The following is a 25,294-nucleotide window of genomic DNA, read 5'->3' on the forward strand; positions in this document are numbered from 1 at the left end:
GAATGGAGGCCATTTGCCGGGAGAAAAACGACCATGAACGCATCGAACACGCTGTCACGTCAGGGGCATCGGCTACTGCAGATTGGCGTCGCGCTGCTGCTGTTTTCGTCATTCGAAGGGTTTGCAATACCGTATCTCGCCGCACCGCGGCTCGGACTGTCCGCGCACACGCTCAGCGCCCTGGAGGGCGTTCTCTTGCTGGCTCTAGGCCTCACATGGTCTAGGCTCAATCTCGGCGCGGCGACGTCGCGGATTGCTTTCTGGCTGCTGATCTATTCGGCTTTGGCGATCCTGGCCGCCTACGTGATCGCCAGCGCCTGGGCGGCCGGCAACGAGACTATGCCGTTGGCGGCCGGAGCCTTCCACGGAAGTGCCTTTCAGGAAGCTGTGATCAAAGGTGTGGCGTATTCGTCCGCGCCGACCGGCCTCATCTCTTTCGTGCTCATTTTGTGGGGCCTGCGTCTCTCGGACGCTTGGCCTGCCGACAGCTAATGCATGTCGCGCAGCGGTTTTGCGATAACATGCATAAAACAAGCGCGTCACATGAGTTCACTCAAACGCGACGCGCTTTGCTTTAGGACCGTACCGCGGTTCCGTCGGATTTGCGCAAAACAGACGCGTGGGTGCACCGGATGCTCAGCCGCGCAGCGCCGCCATCGCGGCTGCGTGCAGCTCCGGTGTCGCCGCCGCCAGGATGTCGCCGCCGTTTTCCGCCGGCCCGCCTTCGAAGGTGGTGACAACGCCGCCTGCCTTCTCGATGATCGGGATCAGCGCGACGATGTCGTACGGTTTCAATCCGGGATCGGCAACGATATCGACGCTGCCCGCCGCCACCATCGCGAAGGCATAGCAGTCGGTGCCGTAACGGGCGAGCTGGACCTGTTGCTCGAACAGGTCGTAGCGCAGGCGCGCGTCTCCCTTGAACAGCGCCGGCGTGGTGGTGAACAGCGTCGCCTCGGCGAGATTCGTCGTCTTGCGCGTAGCGAGTTTTCGGGAGCCACCGGGACCTTCATAATGCGAGCCGGAGGCATTGGCGTAGAACAACTCGCCGGTGAAGGGCTGCGACATCATGCCGGCGACGGCATCGCCGTCGACCGTCAGCCCGACCAGCGTGCCCCATACCGGCAGGCCGGAAATGAAGGCGCGCGTTCCATCGATCGGATCGATCACCCAGACATGCCGGCTGGAGATGTTTTCGCTGCCATGTTCCTCGCCGAGAATGCCGTGATCGGGGTATTGCGCTGATATCAGCGCCCGGATGGCGCGCTCGGCCTCGCGGTCGGCCTCGGTGACCGGGTCGAAGCTGCCGCGCTCCTTGTTGGTGACCGCGCCCTGGCTGCGGAAGCGCGGCAAGGTCTCGGCTGCGGCGGCACGCGCAATGCGCCGCATGAACTCGATGTTGATGTCCAACTGATTCTCCCGCTCCAGCATGTTTGGAGATACCCGTTTGCCTACGGATTTATGCCGAAACAAGGGCGTTCGGAGCCTTTCGCATGGTGCCAACTGTTGCTCGAATGCAACGCCGCCGTCATGGAAATGCAGTTTCCACTTCACAGTGAATTAAAAAAGCCGGAGCGCGCCTTGACATTTGTGCAGCGCACAATACGTTTGTTCTCGGACAGGGGTTCCTGTCCATGCCCTCCTTGGGCGTTTCCTCCCTAGACTTCGACCGTGTCGTGAAAACGATGCGGTCTTTTTTTACGCTGCCGCATGAGCGGCGGTACCGCGATTCCGCGGCTATTCGGCGGCCAGCGGCAGATCCATGAAATTGTGATCGGGCATCGCCATCAGTTCGGCCGAAAACCGCGCCAGATCGTCGGCCAGTGCGTCGAAACCAGCCGATCTCTGGAACGTCCGCTCATTCATGTAGAGCCCGCGATTGACCTCGATCTGCAGCGCATGCAGATGGCGCACGGGGCGGCCATAGTGCTCGGTAATGAAGCCTCCGGCATAGGGCTTGTTGTGGGCGACGCTGTAGCCCATGCCGGTGAGCAGGCCGATCGCCGTCTCGGTCAACGCCGCCGCGGCCGAGATGCCGAAACGGTCGCCGACGATGAAATCCGGCCGCAATCCGCTGTCGCCGACCCTTATGCTTGCCGGCATCGAGTGGCAGTCAATCAGCACGGCGTAGCCGAAGCGCGCATGGGTTCTGGTCAAAAGCCGTTTCAGCGTCTCGTGATAGGGCTTGTAGACCGCTTCGATGCGCGCCACGGCTTCCGCCAGCGGCAAGCGGCCGGAATAGATGTCGAGCCCCTCGCCGACCAGCTTGGGCACGGTGCCGAGCCCGCCGGCCACCCGCGCCGAGCGGATGTTGCAGAATGACGGCACCGGTTCGGCGAACATGCGCGGGTCGAGTTCCCACGGCTCCCGATTGACGTCGAGATAGGCGCGCGGGAAGTTTGCCGCCAGCATCGGCGCTCCGAGCGCGACGGCGCCGCCGAACAATTCCTCGACATAGCAGTCCTCGGAGCGGCGGATGGCGTTGCGGTCCAGCTTGGCCATAGCCATGAACCGGTCCGGATAGTAGCGGCCGCTATGCGGCGAGTTGAAGAGGAAGGGAACGCGCTGTTCGGCGCCCGATCGGATTTCGAAGGGTGGAACGACCGAAAAATCCTCGGCTGCCGTTTTCAATTTGGACGAACCCGGGAATACCAATGCATCATGATGGGAAAGTGCCACCTCGCCGCCCGCATGTCCAGCCGCCGAAGCGCCAGCCAAATCAGGATTGTGCGGCCAACGTTCACTTGATGTTTACCGTCACCTCCTCATATACAGCATGGTTAACGGGCTTGCCGAACGGCATTGTCGGTTGGGTGATTCGGACGGGACAACATGGCACGCATTCTGCTGGCGGAAGACGACGACGACATGCGCCGGTTCCTCGTCAAGGCGCTGGAGCGCGCCGGTTATCAGGTCAGCGATTTCGACAATGGCGCCAGCGCCTATGAGCGGCTGCGCGAGGAACCTTTTTCGCTGCTTTTGACCGACATCGTCATGCCCGAGATGGATGGCATCGAGCTCGCCCGACGCGCCACGGAGATCGATCCCGACCTCAAGGTGATGTTCATCACCGGCTTCGCCGCCGTCGCGCTGAACCCTGATTCCAAGGCGCCGAAAGACGCCAAGGTGCTATCGAAGCCGTTCCACCTGCGCGACCTCGTCAACGAAGTCGAAAAGATGCTGCAGGCCGCCTGACGCGTTTTTTCTCGCGTCTTGACCGACGCCGCAAGCCAGGCGTTCTTTCCCTTTCCCCGCTATTGACGTGCCGAACCAAAAATGGTGTATGCGCGGCTTCGGATGGGCGTGTAGCTCAGCGGGAGAGCACTGCATTGACATTGCAGGGGTCACAGGTTCAATCCCTGTCACGCCCACCATCCAAATAATCCCTCAATTGGCCGTCGGTATTTTTCGTCGACTGAGGTTCCCGGCCAATACCGGCCTCAGGCCGCACCGAGGCGCAGATCGCCGGTCTCGACGTGCTCCAGAAACCAGGCATAGGTCTGTTCCAACCCGCTGCGCAGCGAGTAGCGCGGGCGCCAGCCGGTGGCGAACAGACGCGACACGTCCATCAGCTTGCGCGGCGTGCCGTCCGGCTTCGTCGCATCGAATGTTATTGCGGCATCGGCGCCAGCGACCGACACGATGGTGCGGGCAAGATCGGCAATGGTGATGTCTTCCCCCGAGCCGACATTGATGTGGCTGTCGCCCGAATAATTCTTCAGCAACCAGACCAGCGCGTCGGCGGCGTCGTCGACATGCAGGAATTCGCGCATCGGCGTGCCTGATCCCCACACCTCCAGGCTCTTGCGGCCGGCGCGCCTGGCCTCGTGCGCCTTGCGCATCAGAGCGGGCACGACATGGCTGGAATTGAGGTCGAAATTGTCGCCCGGACCGTAGAGATTGGTCGGCATCGCCGAGATGTAGTCGACGCCGTACTGGCGCCGATAGGCCTGGCACAGTTTCAGCCCGGCGATCTTGGCGATCGCATACCATTCGTTGGTGGGCTCGAGCGGCCCGGTCAGCAAGGCGTCCTCGGAGATCGGCTGCGCCGCGAATTTGGGATAGATGCAGGATGAACCGAGAAACAGCAGCTTCTGCACCTCGTTGCGGAAGGCGCTGTCGATGACATTGTTCTGCATGACGAGATTGTCCTGCAGGAAATCGACGGGAAGCCTGTTGTTGGCCAGGATACCGCCAACCTTGGCCGCCGCCATCACCACTGCATCCGGCTTGCGGTCGGCCATCCAGCGCCGCACGCCGGCCTGGTCGAGAAGATCGAGTTCGGCGCGCGAGGCGGTCAGGACCTCGCAATCCTCGTCGGCCAATCGGCGCAGGATGGCCGAGCCGACCATGCCGCGATGTCCGGCCACGAAAACGCGCTTGCCCTGAAGGTCGAAGGTCATCAGCTTACCCCAATGCAGAACGGCAGCTATGCCAGTTGGCCGGCGGAGCGCCGGATCGGCTTCTCTGTTGCCGGACGCATACCGCATACAGATTTGCCCAGACAAGGCAAATCGCAAAGCCACCCGAAGCAACCTTTGGATCGGACGCTGTAGCGCTCGCGATCAGACGCCCGCTACCGTGCAGAGGCTTGTCATTCTGGCAATGGCAAGCTCGGGGTCGGCCAGCAACCCTGCCTGGTCGGCAAGGCGAAAGAGATCGGCATAGTGACGGATGCCGCGCGCCGATTGCATGCCGCCGACCATCGAAAAATGCTCCTGATGGCCGTTCAGCCATGCCATGAAGACGATGCCGGCCTTGTAGTATTCGGTCGGCGCCTCGAAGATCTTGCGCGACAGCGGCACTGTCGGGGCCATCAGCGCGTCGTAGCCCGCGCGGTCGCCGTCGGCCAGCTTTGCCAGCGCTGCATTGGCGACCGGCGCGATGGCATCGAAAATGCCGAGCAGCGCGTGCGAATGTCTGTCGCCGTCGCCGGCGATCAGCTCGGGGTAATTGAAATCGTCGCCGGTGAACATCAGCACGCCCTCGGGCAGCCGATCCCTGAGCGCAATCTCCTTGCCGGCATCGAGCAGCGATATCTTTATGCCTTCGACCTTGCCGGCATGGCGTTCGATGATCGCGACCACCGTCTCCAGCGCAGTTTCGAAGTCGCTGCTGCCCCAGTAGCCTTTCAGCGCCGGGTCGAACATGTCGCCCAGCCAGTGCAGGATGACCTTGCCGGAGGCCTGGGACAGGATGCGGTCGTAGACGCCGATATAGTCGTCGGGGCCTTTGGCGACCGCCGCCAGCGCCCGGCTGGCCATCATGATCGCCTTGCCGCCAAGCCCTTCGATGAAGCCGAGCTGTTCTTCATAGGCCGCGATGACATCATCTAGCCTGCTGGCGCCCCCCGGCGCCAGATGGTCGGTGCCGGCGCCCGACGCAAGATCGGCGCCTTCGACGCTGCGCGCCTCGGCGATCGAGCGGCGGATCAATTCCTTGGCATTCGCCCAGTCGAAACCCATGCCGCGCTGAGAGGTGTCCATCGCTTCGGCGACACGGAAGCCAAGCCGCCAGAGGTGACGGCGAAACGCCATCGTCTTGTCCCAGTCGACCGCGGGCCTCGACCACGGATCGGTCATGGCGAGGGGATCGGCAACGACATGGGCGGCGGCGTAGGCGATGCGCGAGAAGCGAGCGCCGGCCACCGGCTGCACCGGCTGGCCGACAAGCCGGTAGCGGACACGGCTGGCGCCTTCCCCGGGCAAGGTGATGTCCATGGCTCTCTCCCCTACCAATGCCTATTAAATGGAACGTTCCAACAAATCAAGATATTTTGCCCCCTGCCTCGTGCAGCGAAAATTGCTGCATCGCAGTAGCCGAAAGCCCTGCTTGCCGGAGGATTGCGCCGCCGAGCCGCATTTTTCCCGGCTTCGCAAAAACGCGATTGACTCAAATGCGCCGCAGGGATTAGATCGTTCCAATAAAATCGCACAAGAAACCACCGGGAGGACAGATCTGGATGGCCAGCCGGGCCAAGGCAACGATACTCGACATCGCCCGTGAGGCGGGCGTGTCCAAATCGACGGTATCGCTGGTGCTGCAAGGCAGCGGGCTGATCCGGCCCGAAACCGCGCTCAAGGTGCGCAAGGCGATCGAGGACGTCGGCTATGTCTACAACCGCGGCGCCGCCAATCTGCGCAAGGCCCATTCCAACGTCATCGGCATGGTCATCAACGATCTCACCAATCCGTTTTTCGCCGAGCTCGCGGTCGGCATGGAGCGCGTCTTCCAGTCGGCCGGCGTCGTGCCTTTCATCGCCAATACGGCCGAAAACCCGGTGCGCCAGGAAGAGGTTCTGAAATCGTTGATGGAGCAGGGTGTCGCCGGGCTCGTCGTGTCGCCGGCGCGCGGCACCACGCCTGGCGCGTTCCGTCGCCTTGAGACCGCAGGCGTTCCGGTCGTCTTCGTCATGCGCCGGCTTCCCGAAAGCCGCATCCCGGTGATCACGCCCGACAATCATCGCGGCGCTTATCTTGCCACCGCCCATCTGATCGGCAAGGGCCACAGCCGGCTGGCCTTCTTCGGCGGCTCGTCCGACCTTGTCGTCTATCACGAACGCCTGGGCGGCTTTCGCGAGGCCTGTGAAGCGCTCGGCATCGATCCGGCCGACAGGCTGGTCTTCGAGGGCGAAACCAGCCGCAAGGGCGGTATTGCCTGCCTGGAAACCGCACTTGCCATGGCCGCGCCGCCGACCGCGGCCCTTTGCTTCAACGATGCGGTCGCCTTCGGCGTCTTGCTGGCGCTGCGCAAGCGCGGCCTGGAACCCGGCGCGGACTTTGCCGTCGTCGGCTTCGACGACGTCGCCGAGGCCGAGCACTATATGCCGGCGCTGACCAGCGTCGCGGTGAACACCGCCGGCCTCGGCGAGCGCGCCGCCCATGTCGTGCTGAAGATGATCCAATCGCGCACCACGCGCGCCGAGGATCATATCGGCGCCGTCAACCTCGTGGTCAGGGAAAGCTGCGGCCCCGATCGCAAGGAGCATGGCTGCGCAGGAATGGGAGACGCGGCATGACCGTCAGTTGGGGGCTGATCGGCGCCAGCACGATCGCAAGACAGTTCATGATCGGCGCCATCCGCGCGCAGCCGGACGGCGAGATCGCCGCGGTGATGAGCTCCAGCCCGGAGCGGGCTACCGCCTATGCTCTGGAAAACCGCATTCCGGCGGCGGTCGCGACGATTGATGAATTGCTCGGCTCCGACATCGACGCCGTCTACATCTCGACCACCAACGAATTGCATCTCGAACAGGCACTCGCCGCCATCGAGGCGGGAAAGCATGTGCTTTGCGAAAAACCACTGGCGCTGACCAGCGCCGACGCGCGCAAGATGGTCGCGGCGGCCAGGGCCGCCGGCGTCGTGCTCGGCACCAATCACCACCTGCGCAATGCCGGCTCGCATCGGGCGATGCGCGAAGCGATCGCTGCCGGCCGCATCGGCAGGCCGATCGCCGCGCGCGTGTTCCACTCCGTCTATCTGCCGGAAAACCTGCAGGGCTGGCGCATCACCAGGCCGGACGCCGGCGGCGGCGTGGTGCTCGACATCACCGTCCACGATGCCGACACGCTGCGCTTCGTGCTCGGCGACGATCCCGTCGAGATCTCGGCATTCACGCAGTCGGCCGGCATGGCCGCCGGCGGGCTGGAAGACGGCGCCATGTGCCTCTGGCGCTTCGGATCGGGGATCATTGCCCAATCGCATGAGGGCTTCACCACCAAATTCGCCGGCACCGGCTTCGAGGTGCATGGCAGCGAAGGCTCGCTGATCGCCAAGGACGTGATGACGCAGAAGCCGCTCGGCTCTGTGTTGCTTCGCACGGCACAAGACGAAGAGGAATTGAGCTTCGACCGCGAAGACCTCTATGCCCGTTCGCTGCGCCAATACCACGCGGCGATCCGCGGCGAGGGCCAGCCTTCCGCCACCGGCGAGGACGGCGTCTGGTCGCTGACATCAGCCGAAGCGGCATTGCAGTCGGCCAGGTCCGGCAAGGCCGTTGCCATCGACCCGAAGCTCGGGAGCGCAGCGTGAGCAAACTCGTTTCCGCGGCTGAGGCTGCCGGCCTGATCAAAGATGGCGTGGTCGTTTCCGTGTCGTCGTCGAGCGGCCTCGGCTGCCCGGATGCGGTGCTTGCCGCGATCGGCGAGCGCTTCGACGCCGAAGGCCATCCTAGGGACATCACGACGCTGCACCCGATCGCCGCCGGTGACATGTACGGCATCAAGGGCATCGACCATCTAGCCAAGCCCGGCCTGTTGAAGCGCACGTTGTGCGGCTCCTATCCATCCGGGCCGTCATCTTCCGAACCGCCGCAGATCTGGAAGATGATCGGCGACAATATGGTCGCCGCCTACAACGTGCCGTCCGGCATCCTGTTCGACATGCACCGCGAAGCCGCCGCCAAGCGTCCCGGCGTGCTGACCAAGATCGGGCTCGATACCTTTGCCGACCCGCGCCATCAGGGTTGCGCCATGAACGCGGCCGCCAGCGAGCCGATCGTTTCGGTGCAGCAGTTCGATGGCGAGGAGTGGCTCTATTTCCGCTCGATCGTACCTCAGGTCGCGATCATTCGCGCCACCACGGCCGACGAGCGCGGCAACCTTACCTATGAGCATGAGGGTGCCTATCTCGGCGGCCTCGAACAGGCGCTGGCCGCCCGCAACAATGGCGGCATCGTCATCGCGCAGGTCAAGCGCATCGTCGAGAACGGCACGCTGAAGCCGCACGATGTGCGCGTGCCCGGCGTGCTGGTCGACCATATCGTGGTGGCGCCCGACCAGTTGCAGACGACGCTGACGCCCTATGATCCGGCCATCTCCGGCGAGATCTTCCGGCCGCTGTCGAGCTTTCGCAACGCCGAGATGAACGTCCAGAAGGTCATTGCGCGCCGCGTCGCCATGGAGCTTGCCGACGGCATGGCGGTCAATATCGGGTTCGGCATCTCGGCCAATGTGCCGCGCATCCTGCTCGAGGAAGGCCAGCACGGCAAGGTCACCTGGGTCATCGAACAGGGCGCGGTCGGCGGCGTGCCGCTGCTCGATTTCAAGTTCGGCTGCTCGTCGAACGCCGATGCCTTCATGCCTTCGCCGCACCAGTTCATCTATTTCCAGGCCGGCGGCTTCGACGCCTCGCTGCTGTCCTTCCTGCAGATCGACCGGCACGGCTCGGTCAATGTCTCGAAGCTTTCGGCGCGGCCCCATGTCACCGCCGGCGCCGGCGGCTTCGTCGACATCACCGCGCGGGCGAAGAAGATCGTCTTTTCCGGTTTCTTCAATGCCGGCGCCAAGTTGTCGCTTGCCGGTGGCGGCATCCGCATCGACCAGGAGGGCAAGGTCAAGAAGGTCGTCGGCGAGGTCGAGCATATCTCCTTCTCGGGCAAGCGTGCCGTCGCGCAGGGACAGGATATCACCTATGTCACCGAGCGCTGCGTGATGAAGCTGACGCCTGCGGGGCTGATGGTGACCGAGTTGGCGCCGGGCATCGACCTCGAGCGCGATGTGCTGGCGCAGGCCGAGATCCCGCTCGCCGTCGCCAACGACCTGAAAGTGACGCCGGATGCGCTCTACCGGGCCCGGCCGATCGGCCTATCGCTCAATGGCGGCGCGTCGCTTGGAGGCGCACATGGCTGAGCGTCTGGTAACCTTTGAAACCGACGGCGCCATAGGCATTGTCACGCTGCGCCGGCCGGAGAAATTCAACGCGCTCGATATTCCGATGCTGCGGGCGCTGGAAGCGGCATTCGACGAGGCCGAGACAGCAACCGGCGTCCGCGTCGTGCTGGTCTGCGGCGAAGGCAAGGGCTTTTGCGCTGGCGGCGACGTCGAGGCTTGGGCAGAAATGAGCGCTGCCGATTTCCAGGTGCAATGGGTGCGCTACGGCCACCGCGTCTTCGACCGGCTGGCGCGGCTGCGGCAGCCGACCATCGCCGTTCTTGCCGGCCATGCGCTGGGCGGCGGGCTGGAACTGGCGGCGGCTTGCGACTTTCGCGTGGCAGAAACGCAGGTGAAACTGGGGTTCCCCGAAACCTCGATCGGCGTCGTTCCCGGCTGGTCCGGCACCCAGCGCGCCGTGCGCCGCTTCGGTGCGCAGGCAGTGCGGCGGATGGCGCTCGGCGGCGAGGTGTTTCTGGCTACCGATGCGATGGCAGTGGGGATTGTCGACCGGGTGGTCGAGACCGGCAAGGCGTTCGCCGAAGCCAAGGCCTGGGCCGGCAAGATCGCCGAGCGCGGCCCGCTCGCGACCGAAGCCGCCAAGCTGATGATTGCCATCGCCGAGGGCGAAGAGAGTGCTGCCGCGACCGAAGCGCTGGCCAGCGGCTTCATCGCGCTGACAAGCGATCTCAGGACCGGCGTCGAGGCTTTCAAGGCCAAGCAGAAGCCGGCGTTCTCAAGATCTTAGGAACCTGGAAATCACATGAACGCACCCCTCAACATCGCCATACCCGCCGAGGCAGCCGCAGCGCCGAAAAGCTACCGGCTGCTGATCGGCGGCAGGTTCGTCGACGCCCAGGACGGCCGCACGCTGGAGCGCAGCAGCCCTGGCCACGGCTTCACCGTCTCGCGCTATGCACAAGCCGGCGCGGCGGACGTGGAGGCTGCGGTACAGGCCGCGCACAGGGCCTTCGAGACCGGCCCGTGGCCGCGCATGAAGGCCGCCGAGCGCGCCGCGATCCTGCTCAAGGCTGCTGACCTGATCGAGGCGCGGCTGGACGAGATTGCCCGGCTCGACGCACTGGAATCCGGCAAACCGATTGCGCAGGCGCGCGGCGAGATCGGCGGCGCCGTCGATATCTGGCGTTATGCCGCGGCACTTGCCCGCACGCTTCACGGCGAAAGCTACGCCAATCTCGGCGATGCCATGCTCGGCGTCGTGTTGCGCGAACCGATCGGCGTCGTCTCCATCATCACGCCGTGGAATTTCCCGTTCCTTATCGTCAGCCAGAAGCTGCCCTTCGCGCTCGCCGCCGGCTGCACGGCGGTGGTCAAGCCGAGCGAGATGACCTCGGCCTCGACCTTTGTGCTCGGCGAGATCCTGATGCAGGCCGGCCTGCCGAATGGCGTCGTCAACATCCTTGCCGGGTTGGGCGCCGATGTCGGCGCACCGATGGTCAGCCATCCGCTGGTCGAGATGGTGTCGTTCACCGGCTCCACCCGCGTCGGCAAGATGACCATGGCGTCTGCCGCCAACTCGCTGAAGAAAGTCGCGATGGAGCTCGGCGGCAAGAACGGCCAGATCGTCTTTCCCGATGCCGACCTCGAGGCCGCCGCCGACGCGGCGGTGTTCGGCGGCTTTTTCAATGCCGGCGAATGCTGCAATGCCGGCAGCCGGCTGATCGTCCATGAGGCGATCGCCGACGAGTTCCTCGGCGCCGTCAATGCCCTCACCGCCAAGGTGGTTGTCGGCGACCCGCTCGACGACCGCACCAAGGTCGGCGCGATGATCTCCGCCGACCATATGGCCAAGGTCACCGGCTACGTGACGGCAGCGGAAAACGGCGGCGGCCGGATCTGTAGCGGCGGCAATCAGCTTGCTTCGAGCGCCGGCCAGTATCTTGATCCGACCATCGTTCGCGATGTCACCGAAGACATGGCCATTGCACGCGAGGAAGTGTTCGGTCCGGTGCTCTCGGTGCTGACTTTTGAATCGATTGAAAGGGCGTTGCACATCGCCAACAACACGCCCTATGGTCTGTCGGCGGGCGTGTGGAGCGCCAGCATCGATACCTGCATGTCGGTGGCGCGGAATGTGCGTTCGGGAACCGTTTGGGTGAACACGTTCATGGAGGGTTACCCCGAGCTGCCTTTCGGCGGCTACAAGCAGTCCGGTCTCGGACGCGAACTCGGCAAGCGCGCCGTCGAGGATTATACCGAGGAAAAGACAATCCAGTTTCATCGCGGCCAGCGCACCGGATGGTGGGTCGGCTGAGTTGGGAAGAACCCGGCGGGCATCCGCCGGTCGTGTAAGTTCAACAAGGGAGGAAGTACATGTTGCGCAAACTGCTTATCGGGACGGCTCTCGCATCGGGCGTTGCGTTCGCGGCCCATGCCGAGGACGTCAAGGAAGTCCAGATGCTGCATTGGTGGACGTCGGGCGGCGAAGCTGCCGCTCTGAACGTGCTCAAGCAGGATCTGGCCAAGGAAGGCTTTGCCTGGAAGGACGTGCCGGTGGCCGGCGGCGGCGGCGACGCTGCCATGACCGCGCTGAAGGCGATGGTGGCAGCGGGCAACTACCCGACCGCCTCGCAGATGCTTGGCTATACCGTGCTCGATTACGCCGCAGCCGGCGTTATGGGCGACCTGACCGAGACGGCGATAAAGGAAGGCTGGGACAAGTCCGTTCCCGCGGCCCTGCAGAAATTCTCCGTCTATGACGGCAAGTGGGTCGCGGCTCCGGTCAATGTCCACTCGGTCAACTGGCTATGGATCAACAAGGCGGTGATGGACAAGATCGGCGGCACCGAGCCCAAGACCTTCGACGACTTCATTGCGTTGCTGGACAAAGCCAAGGCGGCGGGCGTCATCCCGCTCGCGCTGGGCGGCCAGAACTGGCAGGAAGCGACAATGTTCGACTCAGTCGTGCTGTCGACCGGCGGGCCTGAGTTCTACAAGAAGGCCTTCAACGACCTCGACGAGGAGTCGCTGAAGTCCGACACGATGAAGAAGTCGTTCGACAATCTCGCCAAGCTCGTCACCTATGTCGACCCGAACTTCTCGGGCCGGGACTGGAACCTCGCCACCGCCATGGTCATCAAGGGCGATGCGCTGGTGCAGGTGATGGGTGACTGGGCCAAGGGCGAATTCAACGCCGCCAAGAAGGTCCCGGGCACCGACTTCCTGTGCTACCGCTTCCCGGGCACCGACGGCAGCGTCGTCTACAACTCCGACATGTTCGGCATGTTCAACGTTCCGGAGGACCGCAAGGCCGCCCAGATCGCCCTGGCCACCGCCACGCTGTCGAAGAGCTTCCAGTCGGCCTTCAACGTCGTCAAGGGCTCTGTCCCGGCCCGCACCGACGTGCCGGACACCGACTTCGACGCTTGCGGCAAGAAGGGCATGGCCGACCTGAAGGCCGCCAATGAAGGCGGCACGCTGTTCGGTTCGCTGGCGCAGGGCTATGGCGCGCCTCCCGCGGTTGCCAACGCCTACAAGGATGTCGTCTCGAAATTCGTGCACGGCCAGATCAAGACCTCGGACGAGGCCGTGACCCAACTGGTCAGCGCGATCGAAGACGCCAAGTAAGGCACCCGCCCATGTGAATGATCTCCCCGGCGCAAGCCGGGGAGATCCCCTGCGGCGAGGTTTTGCGGTTGCGCCGACCGGCACGCTTTCGTGCCGCAGAGCCCGAGACAGCAGAATTCCGGACCCGCCATACGGAATGGACAGATGAGCACAGTTGCTGAAACCAGTATCACGCTGACGCCGGAGCACGATGCCCGTCCGGGCGCCACGGTGCGCTCGCGCCTTCAGGACGCGCTGCCGAAGCTCGTGCTGGCGCCGAGCTTCGCCGCCACAATCGTCTTCGTCTACGGCTTCATCCTGTGGACGATCTATCTGTCCTTCACCAATTCCAAGACCTTTCCCTCCTATGCGATCACCGGGCCACGCGCCTATCAGCGGCTATGGCGCTGGACTTTCGAAAGCGATCCGCCGTCCTCCTGGTACACGTCGATCACCAATATGGGGATTTTCGGCTTCCTCTACATTTCCATTTGCCTGGCGCTCGGCCTGTTCCTGGCGATCCTGCTCGACCAGAAGATCCGCGGCGAAGGTGTGCTGCGGCCGATCTACCTCTACCCGATGGCACTGTCGTTCATCGTCACCGGCGTTGCCTGGAAATGGTTTCTGGACCCCGGCCTCGGCCTCGAGCAGACACTGCACCAATGGGGCTGGACGAGCTTCCATTTCGACTGGATCAAGAACAAGGATTTCGTCATCTACACGGTGGTCATCGCCGGCGTCTGGCAGGCGTCGGGCTTCATCATGGCGATGTTCCTGGCCGGCCTGCGCGGCATCGACGGCGAGATCCTGAAGGCGGCGCAGATCGACGGCGCCACCACCTTCCAGCTCTACCGTCGCATCGTCATCCCGCTGCTGCGGCCGATCTTCCTGTCCGCCTTGATCGTCCTCGCGCATCTCGCCATCAAATCCTACGATCTGGTGGTCGCGCTGACCAGCGGCGGGCCGGGCGGTTCGGCCTGGCTGCCGTCCAACTTCATGTATGAGTACACCTTCAAGCGCAACGAGATGGCCGTCGGCTCGGCCAGCGCCGTGATCATGCTGATGACCATCACCGCGATCATCGTTCCCTATCTCTATTCCGAGCTTCGGGAGAAGCCGCGATGAGCGCCGTGGCCACTCCTGCTCGCCAGAGCACTGGCGGTATCAGCGCCAGGACGGTCAACCGTATTGTCATCTACGGGCTGCTGGCGCTGTTCGCGCTGTTCTATCTGATGCCGCTGTTCGTCATGCTTGTGACCTCGTTCAAGACCATGGACGAAATCCAGAACGGCAACATGCTGGCGCTGCCGCAGGAGCCGACCTTCGCACCTTGGATAAGGGCGTGGAGCGAGGTTTGCTCGGGTCTCACCTGCGTCGGCATGAAGGGTTATTTCTGGAACTCGATCAAGATGGTGGTTCCGGCCGTCATCATCTCGACCCTGCTCGGCGCGCTCAACGGCTATGTGCTGACGAAGTGGCGCTTTCGCGGGGCGACGCTGGTGTTCGGGCTGATGCTGTTTGCCTGCTTCATTCCGTTCCAGTCCGTCCTCTTGCCGATGGCAACGATCCTCGGCAGCCTCGGCCGGTTCGGCGTCAAGCTGCAGAACGCGACCGGCCTCACCTTCGGCTTCGGCAATCCGACCGTGAACCTGGTGTTCGTTCACGTCGTCTACGGCATCGGCTTCACCACCCTGTTCTTCCGCAATTATTACGAAGCGTTTCCGAACGAGCTGGTGAAGGCGGCGCAGATCGACGGCGCCAGCTTCTTCCAGATCTTCCGGCGCATAATGCTGCCCAACTCGCTGCCGATCATCGTGGTGACGGTGATCTACCAGTTCACCAACATCTGGAACGACTTCCTCTTCGCTTCCGCCTATGCCGGCTCAGGCGACGTGATGCCGATGACGGTGGCGCTGAACAATGTCGTCAACACCTCGACCGGCGTCGTCGAATACAACGTCAACATGGCGGCGGCGATGATCGCCGCGCTGCCGACGCTCCTCGTCTACGTGCTCGCCGGCCGCTATTTCGTGCGCGGCCTGATGGCCGGCGCCGTCAAAGGATAATCGCATGGCTTTTCTGGAAATTGACGGGCTGAAGAAGCGTTTCGGAGCGGTCGAGATCCTGAAAGGCATCGACCTCGACCTGGAAAAGGGCGGCTTCCTCGTGCTGGTCGGGCCTTCCGGTTGCGGCAAGTCCACGCTGCTCAACACTATTGCCGGCCTGGAAACCATCACCGAAGGGGAAATCCGCGTCGACGGACGCACGATCAACGATCTCCACCCCTCCAAGCGCGACATCGCCATGGTCTTCCAGAGCTACGCGCTCTATCCGAACATGACGGTTGCCGGCAATATCGCCTTCGGCATGGAGATGCGCGGCGTGCCGGCCGGCGAGCGCCAGAAGGCGATCGACAAGGTGGCGAAGGTCCTGCAGATCGGCCATCTGCTGAAGCGCAAGCCAAGCCAGCTCTCCGGCGGCCAGCGCCAGCGCGTCGCCATGGGCCGGGCGCTGGTGCGCGATCCAAAGCTGTTCCTGTTCGACGAGCCTTTGTCCAATCTCGACGCCAAGCTGCGTGTCGACATGCGCATCGAGATCAAGCGCCTGCACGCCACCACCGGCACCACCATCGTCTACGTCACCCACGACCAGATCGAGGCGATGACGCTGGCCACCAAGATCGCGGTGATGCGCGACGGCGAGGTGCAGCAGTTCGGCACGCCAGCCGAAATCTATAACAATCCGGTCAACCTGTTTGTTGCCGACTTCATGGGCTCGCCGGCGATGAACCTGATCCCGGCGACGATCGGCAGCAACGGCAGCGGCTTCTCCGTCGTCATGGAGCGCGAGGCGCGCCAGCCGATCTCGCTGCCGCTGGGCAATGCGCCGGCCGGCCTGTCGGCATTCCAGGGAAAACCGATCATCTTCGGCGTCCGCCCGGAAGCACTGACCGATCCCGAGGGTGCCGAACGCAACGCCTCGAACATCGCCCGCGCCGACTGTCACATCGAGGTCATCGAGCCGGCCGGCTCGGATACGTTCGCGGTCACCAATCTCGGCGGCAAGGCGGTGGTGGCGCGGCTGCGCGCCGATGCCAAAATCCAGCCCGGCACGGTCACGCCGCTCGCCTTCAACCTGACCAAGGCGGTGTTCTTCGATCCGGCGACCGAGAAACGCATCGTCTAACGGCCATGACAAATCCCGACATCGTCATCATCGGCTCCGGTATGGGCGGCGCCACGATCGCCTCCGGCCTTGCCGGCAGTGGCGCCTCGATCCTGATGCTGGAGCGCGGCGAAGCCCTGCCGGCAACGCCGCACACACGCGACACCCGCGCGATCTTCGTCGACGGCCATTATCGGCCGAAGGAGATGTGGCTCGAGGCCGGCGGAGCGCCTTTCAACCCGGGCAATTACTACTATGTCGGCGGCAATTCGAAATTCTACGGCGCTGTGCTGATCCGCTACCGCAGGGAAGACTTTTCGGAGATGGAGCACTATGGCGGCATCTCGCCGGCCTGGCCGTTTTCCTATGAGGAATTCGAGCCCTGGTATTCCAAGGCCGAGCAGCTTTTTCACGTGCGCGGTGCACTCGGCGAAGACCCGACCGAGCCGTTCCACTCTACGCCCTACCCTTTCGGGCCGGTACCAGACGAGCCGTCGATCGCGCGTGCGCGCGCCGAGTTGAAGAGCCTAGGCCTGCATCCGGCATCGCTGCCGCTCGGCGTCGACATCGAAGCCTGGCTGAAAGATGGCAGCACGCCGTGGGACGCGTTTCCCAACACCGGGACCGGCAAGATCGACGCGCAATCCGGGCCGTTGGCAGCAGCCCTTGCCGATCAGAATATCCGGCTTGAGACCGGCGCCCATGTCGAATATCTCGAGGCATCGCCGGACGCCAGGACGATCGAGACCGTCCATTACCGCCAGAACGGTGCGCTGAAGAAAGTCGCGCCGAAGCTGGTGATCCTGTCGGCCGGCGCGGTCAATTCAGCCGCCGTCCTGCTGCGTTCGCCTTCCCCTTCTTCCAAGGGCAAGGGAGGTGGCAAAGGCCTGGCCAACCGTTCCGACCAGGTCGGCCGCAACTTCATGAACCACAATTCGAGCGCCATGCTGGCGATCGATCCACGCCGCCGGAACAAATCCGTCTACCAGAAGACGCTGATGCTGAACGATTATTATCTGTCCGACGGCAAGGGCGGCAAGCCGCTCGGCAATGTCCAGCTCCTCGGCAAGATCGACGGCAACATCCTCAAGGCCAATGTCAGGCGCGCGCCCAAATTCGCGCTCGATTTCATGGCCGGCCACGCCGTCGACTGGTATCTGATGTGCGAGGACCTGCCCGATCCCGAGAGCCGCATCACGGTCGACGGCAAGGACATCGTCATGCAGTGGCGGCGCTCTAACATGCAGTCGCTCGACGGACTGACCAAGGTGATGCGCGAGAATTTCCGCGCCTGCGGCTATCCGATCGTCCTGTCGCGTCCGTTTGACAAGCGCACGCCCTCGCACCAATGCGGCACTGTGAAGATGGGCAACGATCCAGCGACCTCGCCGCTCGATCCGTTCTGCCGCTCCTTCGACCACAGCAATTTATTCGTCGTCGATGCCGGCTTCCTGCCGAATTCGGCCGCCGTGAATCCGGCGCTGTCGATCGCCGCACAGGCGCTGCGCGTCGCCGACCATATCCGCAAGACGGAGCTCGCAACATGAGCCGCCCGGCAGCGATCGTCACCGGCGGCGCGCGCGGCATCGGCCTTGCCTGTGCCGAGGCGCTGGCCAGCGCCGGCTTCGATATTCTGGTCGCCGACCTTGCTGACGAAGCCGCAGACGGGCTCGCCGCCGACATCACCGGGCGCGGCGCGAAATTCGCCTATGTCAGCTGCGACATCGCCGACCTCGACGGCCACGCAGCGCTGATTGATGCCGCGACAAGCGCCTTCGGCCGCATCGACTGCCTGGTCAACAATGCCGGCATCGGCACTGTCCTGCGCGGCGATCTGCTCGAGCTCAAGCCGGAAAATTTCGACCGGGTGCTCGGCATCAATCTGCGCGGCACCGTATTCCTCAGCCAGGCCGTCGCCAAAGCGATGCTCGGCCTGCCAAGCGATGGTGCGAGATCGATCATCACCATCACTTCGGTCAGCGCCGCCATGGCCTCGCCGGAACGTTCCGATTACTGCATCTCCAAGGCTGGGCTTTCGATGTGGGTGAAGAACCTGGCACTGCGGCTCGCCGCCGAAAATATCGCCGTGTTCGAGGTGCGCCCGGGCATCATCCGCACCGACATGACCGCCGGTGTGACCGCCAAATATGACGGGCTGATCGACGGCGGGCTGGTGCCGGCGATGCGCTGGGGCGAGAGCGAAGATATCGGTGCCGCCGTGGCGGCGCTCGCCGGCGGCAAGTTCGGCTTTTCGACCGGCTCGGTCATCAATATCGACGGCGCGCTGTCGGTGCCGAGGCTATGAACAGGTGATGCCATGACCGACTACATAATCGTCGGCGCCGGCCCGGCCGGGTGCGTACTCGCCAACCGGCTGAGCGAAGATCCGTCGCATCAGGTGCTGCTGCTCGAAGCCGGCGGCAAGGACTGGCATCCGTTGATCCACATGCCGGCCGGTTTTGCCAAGATGACCAAGGGCATCGCCGCCTGGGGCTGGTCGACAGTGCCGCAAAAGCATATGAAAGACCGCGTCTTCCGATACACTCAGGCCAAGGTGATCGGTGGCGGCTCTTCGATCAACGCCCAGATCTACACGCGCGGCAACGCCCGCGACTACGACGCCTGGGAGAAGGAAGAAGGCCTTGCTGGCTGGGGCTATCGCGACGTGCTGCCCTATTTCAAGCGCGCGGAGAACAACCAGCGTTATGCCAACGATTTCCACGGCGACCAAGGCCCGCTCGGCGTATCGAACCCGATCGCGCCGCTGCCGATCTGCGAGGCCTATTTCCGTGCCGGACAGGAGATGGGCATCCCCTTCAATCCCGACTTCAACGGGGTAGCCCAGGAGGGCGTCGGTTATTATCAGCTGACGCAGAAGGACGCGAAGCGCTCCTCCGCCTCTGTCGCCTATCTCCGGCCGATCCGCGAGCGAAAGAATCTCACCGTCAGGACCGGCGTTCTGGTGACGCGCATCGTCGTCGACAAGGGCCGCGCCGTCGGCGTCGAGATCGTCGACAGGCCGGGCGGCCAGCCAACGATCCTGCGCGCCGAGCGCGAGGTGATCGTCTCGTCCGGCGCCATCGGCTCGCCGAAGCTTTTGCTGCAGTCGGGCATCGGCCCGGCCGACCATCTGAAGGCGGTCGGCGTGACACCGGTGCACGATCTGCCCGGCGTCGGCTCCAACCTGCAGGATCATCTCGACCTGTTCGTCATCGCCGAATGCACCGGCGATCACACCTACGACAACTACGCCAAGCTGCACTGGACGGCGTCGGGCCGGGCTGCAGTATCTGCTCCTGAAGAAAGGCCCGGTAGCCTCCAGCCTGTTCGAGACCGGCGGCTTCTGGTACGCCGATCCGACCGCCGCCTCTCCCGATATCCAGCTGCATCTCGGCCTCGGCTCCGGCATCGAGGCCGGCGTCGAGAAGCTGAACAATCCGGGCGTGACACTGAACTCGGCGTTCCTGCGCCCGCGCTCGCGCGGCACCGTGCGGCTGAACAGTGCCGATCCGGCCGACCGCCCGCTGATCGATCCGAATTATTGGTCCGATTCCTATGACCGCGACATGTCGATCAAAGGGTTGAGGCTGGCGCGCGAGATCATGCGGCAGAAGGCGCTGGCCCCCTTTGTGCTGCGCGAGGTACTGCCGGGACCCGACCTGCAGAGCGGCGACGAGTTGTTCGACTACGCTTGCCGCAGTTCCAAGACCGACCACCACCCGGTCGGCACCTGCCGCATGGGCCACGATGCGATGAGTGTGGTGACCCCAGATCTCAGGCTGCGCGGTATCGAGGGCCTGCGCGTCTGCGACGCCTCGGTGATGCCGCGCATCCCCTCCTCCAACACCAATGCCCCGACGATCATGGTTGGCGAAAAAGGCGCCGATCTGATCCTTGGCCGCGAGCCGCTGCCGCCGGCGGTGTTTTCCACCAACCAAGCGGCATGAGGGACAAGGAATGATCAGGCACTGTGTCTTCGTCAGATTTCGCAACGATGTCGCCGACGCCGAGCGCGCGGCAATCCATGCCGATCTCGAAGCGTTGCGGGCCGTGATCGACGGCATGGGCAAGGTCGAATTCAGCGCTAATACCAGCCCGGAACCCTTCGCCCGCGGCTTCACGCACGGCTTCACCATCGACTTTCGCGACGCTGCGGCACGCGATGCCTATCTGGAGCATGAAGCGCATCAGCGAGCCGGCGCAAAACTGGTCGCGGCGCTCGAAGGCGGCACCGACGGGCTGATGGTGTTTGATCTGGAGATCGCGTGACTATCCCATTCTCAGCGCAACGACGCCGGCAACGATGCTAAGCACCGCGGCACCTCGCCATGCCGTCATCTTCTCGCCGAGCGCGAAGACCGAGATCATCATGGCGAACAGGATCGATGTTTCGCGCAGCGACGCCACCGAGGCGATCGGCGCCTTGGTCATCGCCCACATCACGATCCAGTAGGCGCCGCCGCTGAGCACGCCGGTATAGATTCCGGCCTTCCAGTCGCGCGCCAGCACCGGCAGCGCCTGTGGGCCGCGAGAGACGACGCATAGCACCAGCGCCCACAGCGCATCGCAGACGAACAGCCAGGCGGCATAACTCGACGCGGTGGCGGCCAGCCGCGCGCCGCTGCCGTCCGACAGCGTGTAGCTGGCGATGAAGATCGATGTGCCCAACGCGAAACCGACGGCGCGCAGGTTCAATTTCTCCAGATGCGCGCCGCCGCGAAACGACAGCACCAGCGTGCCCGCCGACAACAAGAGGATGCCGAGAATGGCGAGCGGCGCCGGCATCTCGGCAACCACCACAACGCCCCCCAAAGCGGCCAGCAATGGCGCGGTGCCGCGCGCCAGCGGATAGGTCTGGGCGAAATCGCCGGCCTTGTAGGCGCCGATCAGGAACGTCCTGTAGCCCATGTGGAAGACAACCGAGGCGAGGATGTATGGCCACACTTCCGGCTTCGGCACCTCGACGAAAGGCAACGTCACCAGCGCAGCGGCACCCATGCCGAGCGTCATCAGTGTGATCGACAGGAAACGGTCGAGATGGACCTTGACCAGCGCGTTCCAGATCGCATGCATGGAAGCGGCGGCGAGCACCGCGAAAAAGACAAACAGGCTCATCGGCGGTTCATCCGCCGCCCGTCCCGATGACGATCGGCGTCTCCAGGTCGATATCGACCCAGAGCGGAAAATGGTCGGAAGCGATTTGGCCGATATCGGCGCTGACCGAGCGCACGCGCCCGGCAAACATGCCGCCGACGAAGCAATGGTCGAGCCGGCGCTTTGCCAGCCTGCCATCGATAGTCTTCACATGGGTGTGGAAATCCGCTGTCGGTTCCATTGCGACGGCGGCGGCATCGACAAAACCGTCGAGATAGGCGGCACCGCGATGATAGGGCGCGCTGCCGATAAGGCGCCGGTACTCGGCGCTGTCCGGCTCCATGTTGAAGTCGCCCAACCAGATCGCCGCTACGGGGTTTTCTGGCTCCTGTTCGCCATTGCTCCAGTTGCGCGCCGGCTCGTCGTCAGCGCCGCTCCATGGACCGCCCTCGGACGGCGCACGGCGATGCTCGGCGAGCAAATAGTCGATCTGCTCCAGCCGCTCCTCGGCCGCGATATGCGCCAGATGCAACGACAGCACCCGCACCGGACCGGCAGGGGTGCGGATCATGCATTCGAGTGCGGCATTGCGGGTGTTGAGCGGCCGCAGCGTGCGCCTGAGCGGCAGCGTATGCAGCCGCGACCAGACGATCGGAAGCTTCGACAGAACCATGGTGCCGAATTGCCGCCGCCGGTTGACGATGCGGCCTACACGCCGGTGGCTGGCATCCATGTCGAAGGCCGGCCCGTAGACCCAATGGTAGTCGGGCAGAAATTGCGAAAGAAGTTCCGGCTGGTCGTCCTCGTTGCTGCGCAACCAGTGCCGTTCCACCTCCTGCAAGGCGATGATGTCGGCGCCGGCCACGACCTTGGCGCAACGCGCCAGGTCGTAGCGGCCATCGCTGCCGAAGCCATACTGGATGTTATAGCTGACCAGCTTCATTGCTTATCCGGCTCAGTTTCCTGCTGGCAGTAGCCGTTCGCTGACAGCCTTGCAATGTGCAGCCGGGCGGAGGGAGCTTGGGCCAGATGCTAAGTGGTCAGCGGCTGGAACCGACCGGGCGGGGATGCTGCCAGTTCCGACCAGTCGATTTCTTCCTCAAGGCGGTGGTAGGCTTCGTCGCCGATCGTTCCGTCGATGCGCAAACGCTCCAGCGCATCGCGCTGGCTCTTGATGGCGTAGAGACGCAATCTGTCATACTCGGTCGCCGCCTGGGCATCCTCGGGGTTTTCGGCGATGGCGCGCTGGGCGGCATATTGCTCTCGCACCGCCCCGGCCGCGCTCGATGTCTTGCCGCTGAGCACGTCCAGCGCCGCCTGCATGATGGCGACGCGCGCCTGCGCCACCTCCCGGTCGACCGTCCGGTCGAGGTCGAGATTGAGCAGAAGCAGCAACGGTTTCAGGCTGACGCCTTGCAGCACCAATGTGCCGAGCACGACCGTGAAAGCGGCGAGCACGATCGGATCACGGCCCGGAAAGTCGGCCGGCAAGGCGAAGGCTGCCGCAAGCGTCACCAGGCCGCGCATGCCGCACCAGCCGATGAGCACGCCGCCGCGGAATGTCGGTGCATCCTTCCGCCTGTCTTCGTCGCCCAGACGTGCCAGCGCTCTGAGGATCGCGCCGCAGCCCAGAACCCAGACGAGCCGCGATACGATGACGACGGCCAGCACAGCCAGGGCAAAGACGAACGCCTCGCTTTGTCCTTGCTCGGCAAGTCGACCGACGATGGACCGCGCTTGCAGGCCCATCAGAACGAAGGCCAGCACGTTGAGCACGAACACCGCCGTCTCCCAGACCGAGTAGGAACTGACACGATTCCTTGCCGGCATGCGGCGCGGCGATGTACGTGCGATCGTCATGGCATAGACGACGATTGTGATGATGGCGGAAAGCCCTATCCTGTCGGCCAGGATCCAGACGCCGAAGGTTGAGGCGAATTGCACCACGGTGCCGCTCGCCGGGTCGTCGATGCGGCCGAGTATGGCGAGAGACAACCGGCCGAGCACATAGCCTGCGGCAAGGCTGCCGACCGTCGACAGCAGGATCATTGGAACGGCACTGCTCAACAGGATGGTGCCGGCGGCTGCGGAAACCGACATCCTGTAGATCAGCAGCGCCGTGGCGTCGTTGAGAAGGCTCTCGCCTTCCAGGATGGCGGTGATGCGGTGCGGCACCTTGAACTGTCCGAGCACGGCCGCCGCCGCCACCGCATCGGGCGGCGCTACGATCGCGCCGAGCGCTATGGCGGCGGCGATGGGCAAGCCTGCCATCGTCCAGCCGACCAGCGCGACCGTCACGGTGGTGAAGATGACGGCGCCAAGCGCCAGCAGGATGAGCGAAACCTTGTAGCGGTTGAGATCGCGCAGCGACGTGTCATAGGCCGCGTCGAGCAGAACCGGCGCGATGAACAGAGCGAGCGCCAGCCCCGGGTCGATCTCGATGGTCGGGGCAAACGGCAGGAAGGCGATGCCGGCGCCGGCCAGCGCCAGCAATGACGGATAGGGAATCTGCAGACGCCGCGACAGCGCGGTCAGGGCGACCGCGATGAGAAGCAGGACAAGGGTGAGTTCAAAAAGCGCCATGCCTTATCGTAGCGGTGAAGCCGGGCGATTGGCACTGCAAAAACGACGACGGCTTTGGCTGCTGGTGAATGGTGAATGGTGAATGGTGAATGGCTGCGTGCAGAGGAATTTCGGCGCGTAAAGCGCATTCTTACTATTCACTGTTCACTATTCACTCTTCTCCTAATGCAGCACCAGCATGTCGCCCGACGAGAACGAAATCTCGGCCTTTTCGCCGACGGCCGGCGGCGGTGTGGCCGGACTGTTGAACGTGTCGAGCGAGACCGTGCTGCCGCCGATGCCGACGCGAACCCGGATGACCGAGCCGAGGAAATGCACCTCGGCGATTTCGCCCCAAAGGCTGGAATCGCGGCCGGGGTGTCGGCCGAGCGAGATCGCCTCGGGCCGCAACGCCAGCGACAGCCTGTCGCCGGATTTCGAGCCGTTGAGCTTGCCCTTGAGCGAGACCTCTTGCGAGTTGACGCGCACCTTGCCCGAAGCGGCGTCGGTGACCGTGCCTTCGAGCACGTTCAGCGTGCCGACGAAATTGGCGACGAATTTGGTTGCCGGCCGGTTGTAGATCTCGAACGGCGTGCCGACCTGCTCGGCCTTGCCGCCATACATGACGGCGATGCGGTCGGAGATCGACAGCGCCTCTTCCTGGTCGTGGGTGACGAAGATGGTGGTGATGCCGAGCTTCTTCTGGATCGAGCGGATTTCCTCGCGCAGCGACACGCGCACCTTGGCATCGAGCGCCGACAGCGGCTCGTCGAGCAGCAGCAGTTTCGGCTTGGGCGCAATCGCCCGCGCCAGCGCGATGCGCTGCTGCTGGCCGCCGGACAGTTGGTAGGGATAGCGGTCGCCCATCTGCGGCAGCTTGATGATGTCGAGCATCTCGGCAACGCGCCTGTCGGCATCGGCCTTCGGCATACCGGCGACCTTCAGCCCGAAGCCGATATTCTGCGCCACGGTGAGGTTCGGAAACAGCGCATAGGCCTGGAACACCATGCCGATGTTGCGCTGGTTGGGCTTGAGCCGGGTGACGTCCTTGCCGGCCACGACAATCTTGCCGGCGGATGGCTCCTCGAAACCGGCGACCATGCGCAGCACCGTCGTCTTGCCGCAGCCCGACGGGCCAAGGAAGGAGACGAATTCGCCCGGCTCGACGTCGAGGTTGAAATCCTGCACCACAATGGCGGCGCCGAAGGATTTTCGCACCTGCTGGATTGAGAGGAATGGCTCGGCCATGGCTTTTT

22 protein-coding genes, 1 tRNA gene and 1 pseudogene are annotated in these 25,294 nt (G+C 64.0%); 16 read left to right on the forward strand and 8 right to left on the reverse strand.

Going from position 1 to position 25,294, the window contains the following annotated elements:
- The first annotated feature begins 33 nt into the window (after positions 1–33).
- Positions 34–492, forward strand: coding sequence for a styrene oxide isomerase (locus tag NKJ81_RS01145; protein WP_352469520.1), 459 nt, complete (start codon positions 34–36; stop codon positions 490–492).
- A 144-nt stretch (positions 493–636) separates the two neighbouring features.
- Here NKJ81_RS01145 and hisN read toward each other — a convergent pair whose 3' ends face one another.
- Both hisN and NKJ81_RS01155 read right to left on the reverse strand, forming a co-directional pair.
- The gene (gene hisN / locus NKJ81_RS01150; protein ID WP_352539363.1) at positions 637–1,410 is read right to left on the reverse strand and encodes a histidinol-phosphatase; all 774 of its coding nucleotides are present in this window, start codon (positions 1,408–1,410) and stop codon (positions 637–639) included.
- A gap of 327 nt (positions 1,411–1,737) precedes the next feature.
- A complete protein-coding gene (locus NKJ81_RS01155) occupies positions 1,738–2,679 on the reverse strand; it encodes an N-formylglutamate amidohydrolase (RefSeq protein ID WP_352539364.1) in 942 nt (313 codons plus the stop codon).
- 153 nt (positions 2,680–2,832) lie between these two features.
- Here NKJ81_RS01155 and cpdR point away from each other — a divergent pair, with 153 nt between their 5' ends.
- On the forward strand, positions 2,833–3,195 hold the full coding sequence (gene cpdR, locus NKJ81_RS01160) for a cell cycle two-component system response regulator CpdR (protein ID WP_006199474.1): 363 nt from the start codon (positions 2,833–2,835) through the stop codon (positions 3,193–3,195).
- Positions 3,196–3,299: 104 nt separating this feature from the next.
- Positions 3,300–3,374 (forward strand) — tRNA-Val (locus tag NKJ81_RS01165).
- A gap of 66 nt (positions 3,375–3,440) precedes the next feature.
- Here NKJ81_RS01165 and fcl read toward each other — a convergent pair.
- Both fcl and NKJ81_RS01175 read right to left on the reverse strand, forming a co-directional pair.
- The gene (gene fcl / locus NKJ81_RS01170; protein WP_023675376.1) at positions 3,441–4,403 is read right to left on the reverse strand and encodes a GDP-L-fucose synthase; all 963 of its coding nucleotides are present in this window, start codon (positions 4,401–4,403) and stop codon (positions 3,441–3,443) included.
- A gap of 162 nt (positions 4,404–4,565) precedes the next feature.
- Positions 4,566–5,720 (reverse strand): dihydrodipicolinate synthase family protein, encoded by a 1,155-nt coding sequence (locus NKJ81_RS01175; RefSeq protein ID WP_352539365.1) that lies wholly within the window; start codon positions 5,718–5,720, stop codon positions 4,566–4,568.
- Between the two features lie 242 nt (positions 5,721–5,962).
- On the opposite strand from NKJ81_RS01175, the gene NKJ81_RS01180 reads away from it, so the two are divergent.
- The 13 genes and pseudogenes from NKJ81_RS01180 to NKJ81_RS01240 all read left to right on the forward strand — a co-directional run bounded on the left by NKJ81_RS01180 (position 5,963) and on the right by NKJ81_RS01240 (position 20,651).
- Complete coding sequence (locus NKJ81_RS01180) at positions 5,963–7,018, forward strand: LacI family DNA-binding transcriptional regulator (RefSeq protein ID WP_352469516.1); 1,056 nt, start codon at positions 5,963–5,965, stop codon at positions 7,016–7,018.
- Entirely contained in the window at positions 7,015–8,031 is a 1,017-nt protein-coding gene (locus tag NKJ81_RS01185) for a Gfo/Idh/MocA family protein (RefSeq protein ID WP_352539366.1), read from the forward strand. The genes NKJ81_RS01180 and NKJ81_RS01185 overlap by 4 nt, the downstream gene beginning before the upstream one ends.
- Positions 8,028–9,629: an acyl CoA:acetate/3-ketoacid CoA transferase gene (locus NKJ81_RS01190; protein WP_352539367.1), complete on the forward strand. Its 1,602-nt coding sequence runs from the start codon at positions 8,028–8,030 to the stop codon at positions 9,627–9,629. The genes NKJ81_RS01185 and NKJ81_RS01190 overlap by 4 nt, the downstream gene beginning before the upstream one ends.
- On the forward strand, positions 9,622–10,398 hold the full coding sequence (locus tag NKJ81_RS01195) for an enoyl-CoA hydratase/isomerase family protein (RefSeq protein ID WP_352539368.1): 777 nt from the start codon (positions 9,622–9,624) through the stop codon (positions 10,396–10,398). Before NKJ81_RS01190 ends, NKJ81_RS01195 begins: the two co-directional genes overlap by 8 nt.
- A 15-nt stretch (positions 10,399–10,413) precedes the next feature.
- Complete coding sequence (locus NKJ81_RS01200) at positions 10,414–11,925, forward strand: aldehyde dehydrogenase family protein (protein ID WP_352539369.1); 1,512 nt, start codon at positions 10,414–10,416, stop codon at positions 11,923–11,925.
- 59 nt (positions 11,926–11,984) lie between these two features.
- A complete protein-coding gene (locus NKJ81_RS01205) occupies positions 11,985–13,238 on the forward strand; it encodes an ABC transporter substrate-binding protein (RefSeq protein WP_031194023.1) in 1,254 nt (417 codons plus the stop codon).
- Between the two features lie 144 nt (positions 13,239–13,382).
- Entirely contained in the window at positions 13,383–14,342 is a 960-nt protein-coding gene (locus NKJ81_RS01210; protein ID WP_023675368.1) for a carbohydrate ABC transporter permease, read from the forward strand.
- Positions 14,339–15,283, forward strand: a complete 945-nt coding sequence (locus NKJ81_RS01215) for a carbohydrate ABC transporter permease (protein WP_023675367.1) — start codon at positions 14,339–14,341, stop codon at positions 15,281–15,283. The genes NKJ81_RS01210 and NKJ81_RS01215 overlap by 4 nt, the downstream gene beginning before the upstream one ends.
- Before the next feature lie 4 nt (positions 15,284–15,287).
- Complete coding sequence (locus NKJ81_RS01220; protein WP_023675366.1) at positions 15,288–16,403, forward strand: ABC transporter ATP-binding protein; 1,116 nt, start codon at positions 15,288–15,290, stop codon at positions 16,401–16,403.
- 5 nt (positions 16,404–16,408) lie between these two features.
- Positions 16,409–17,929, forward strand: coding sequence for a GMC oxidoreductase (locus NKJ81_RS01225; RefSeq protein ID WP_352539370.1), 1,521 nt, complete (start codon positions 16,409–16,411; stop codon positions 17,927–17,929).
- Positions 17,926–18,687: a 3-ketoacyl-ACP reductase gene (locus tag NKJ81_RS01230; protein ID WP_352469507.1), complete on the forward strand. Its 762-nt coding sequence runs from the start codon at positions 17,926–17,928 to the stop codon at positions 18,685–18,687. The genes NKJ81_RS01225 and NKJ81_RS01230 overlap by 4 nt, the downstream gene beginning before the upstream one ends.
- A gap of 12 nt (positions 18,688–18,699) precedes the next feature.
- A pseudogene (locus tag NKJ81_RS01235) lies at positions 18,700–20,329 on the forward strand (GMC family oxidoreductase).
- Between the two features lie 10 nt (positions 20,330–20,339).
- Positions 20,340–20,651 (forward strand): Dabb family protein, encoded by a 312-nt coding sequence (locus NKJ81_RS01240; RefSeq protein WP_352448247.1) that lies wholly within the window; start codon positions 20,340–20,342, stop codon positions 20,649–20,651.
- Here NKJ81_RS01240 and NKJ81_RS01245 read toward each other — a convergent pair whose 3' ends face one another.
- The 4 genes from NKJ81_RS01245 to NKJ81_RS01260 form a co-directional block, all read right to left on the reverse strand.
- On the reverse strand, positions 20,652–21,497 hold the full coding sequence (locus NKJ81_RS01245) for an EamA family transporter (RefSeq protein WP_352539371.1): 846 nt from the start codon (positions 21,495–21,497) through the stop codon (positions 20,652–20,654).
- Positions 21,498–21,504: 7 nt separating this feature from the next.
- On the reverse strand, positions 21,505–22,419 hold the full coding sequence (locus NKJ81_RS01250) for an endonuclease/exonuclease/phosphatase family protein (protein ID WP_352539372.1): 915 nt from the start codon (positions 22,417–22,419) through the stop codon (positions 21,505–21,507).
- An 89-nt stretch (positions 22,420–22,508) separates the two neighbouring features.
- Positions 22,509–24,059: a cation:proton antiporter gene (locus NKJ81_RS01255; protein WP_352539373.1), complete on the reverse strand. Its 1,551-nt coding sequence runs from the start codon at positions 24,057–24,059 to the stop codon at positions 22,509–22,511.
- Between the two features lie 162 nt (positions 24,060–24,221).
- Positions 24,222–25,286 carry an ABC transporter ATP-binding protein gene (locus NKJ81_RS01260; RefSeq protein ID WP_352539374.1) on the reverse strand — a complete coding sequence of 355 codons (1,065 nt, stop codon included), beginning with the start codon at positions 25,284–25,286 and terminating at the stop codon, positions 24,222–24,224.
- Positions 25,287–25,294: the final 8 nt, after the last annotated feature.

Origin of the sequence: Mesorhizobium sp. M0018, assembly GCF_040323955.1 — a bacterium.
Lineage (GTDB): Bacteria > Pseudomonadota > Alphaproteobacteria > Rhizobiales > Rhizobiaceae > Mesorhizobium.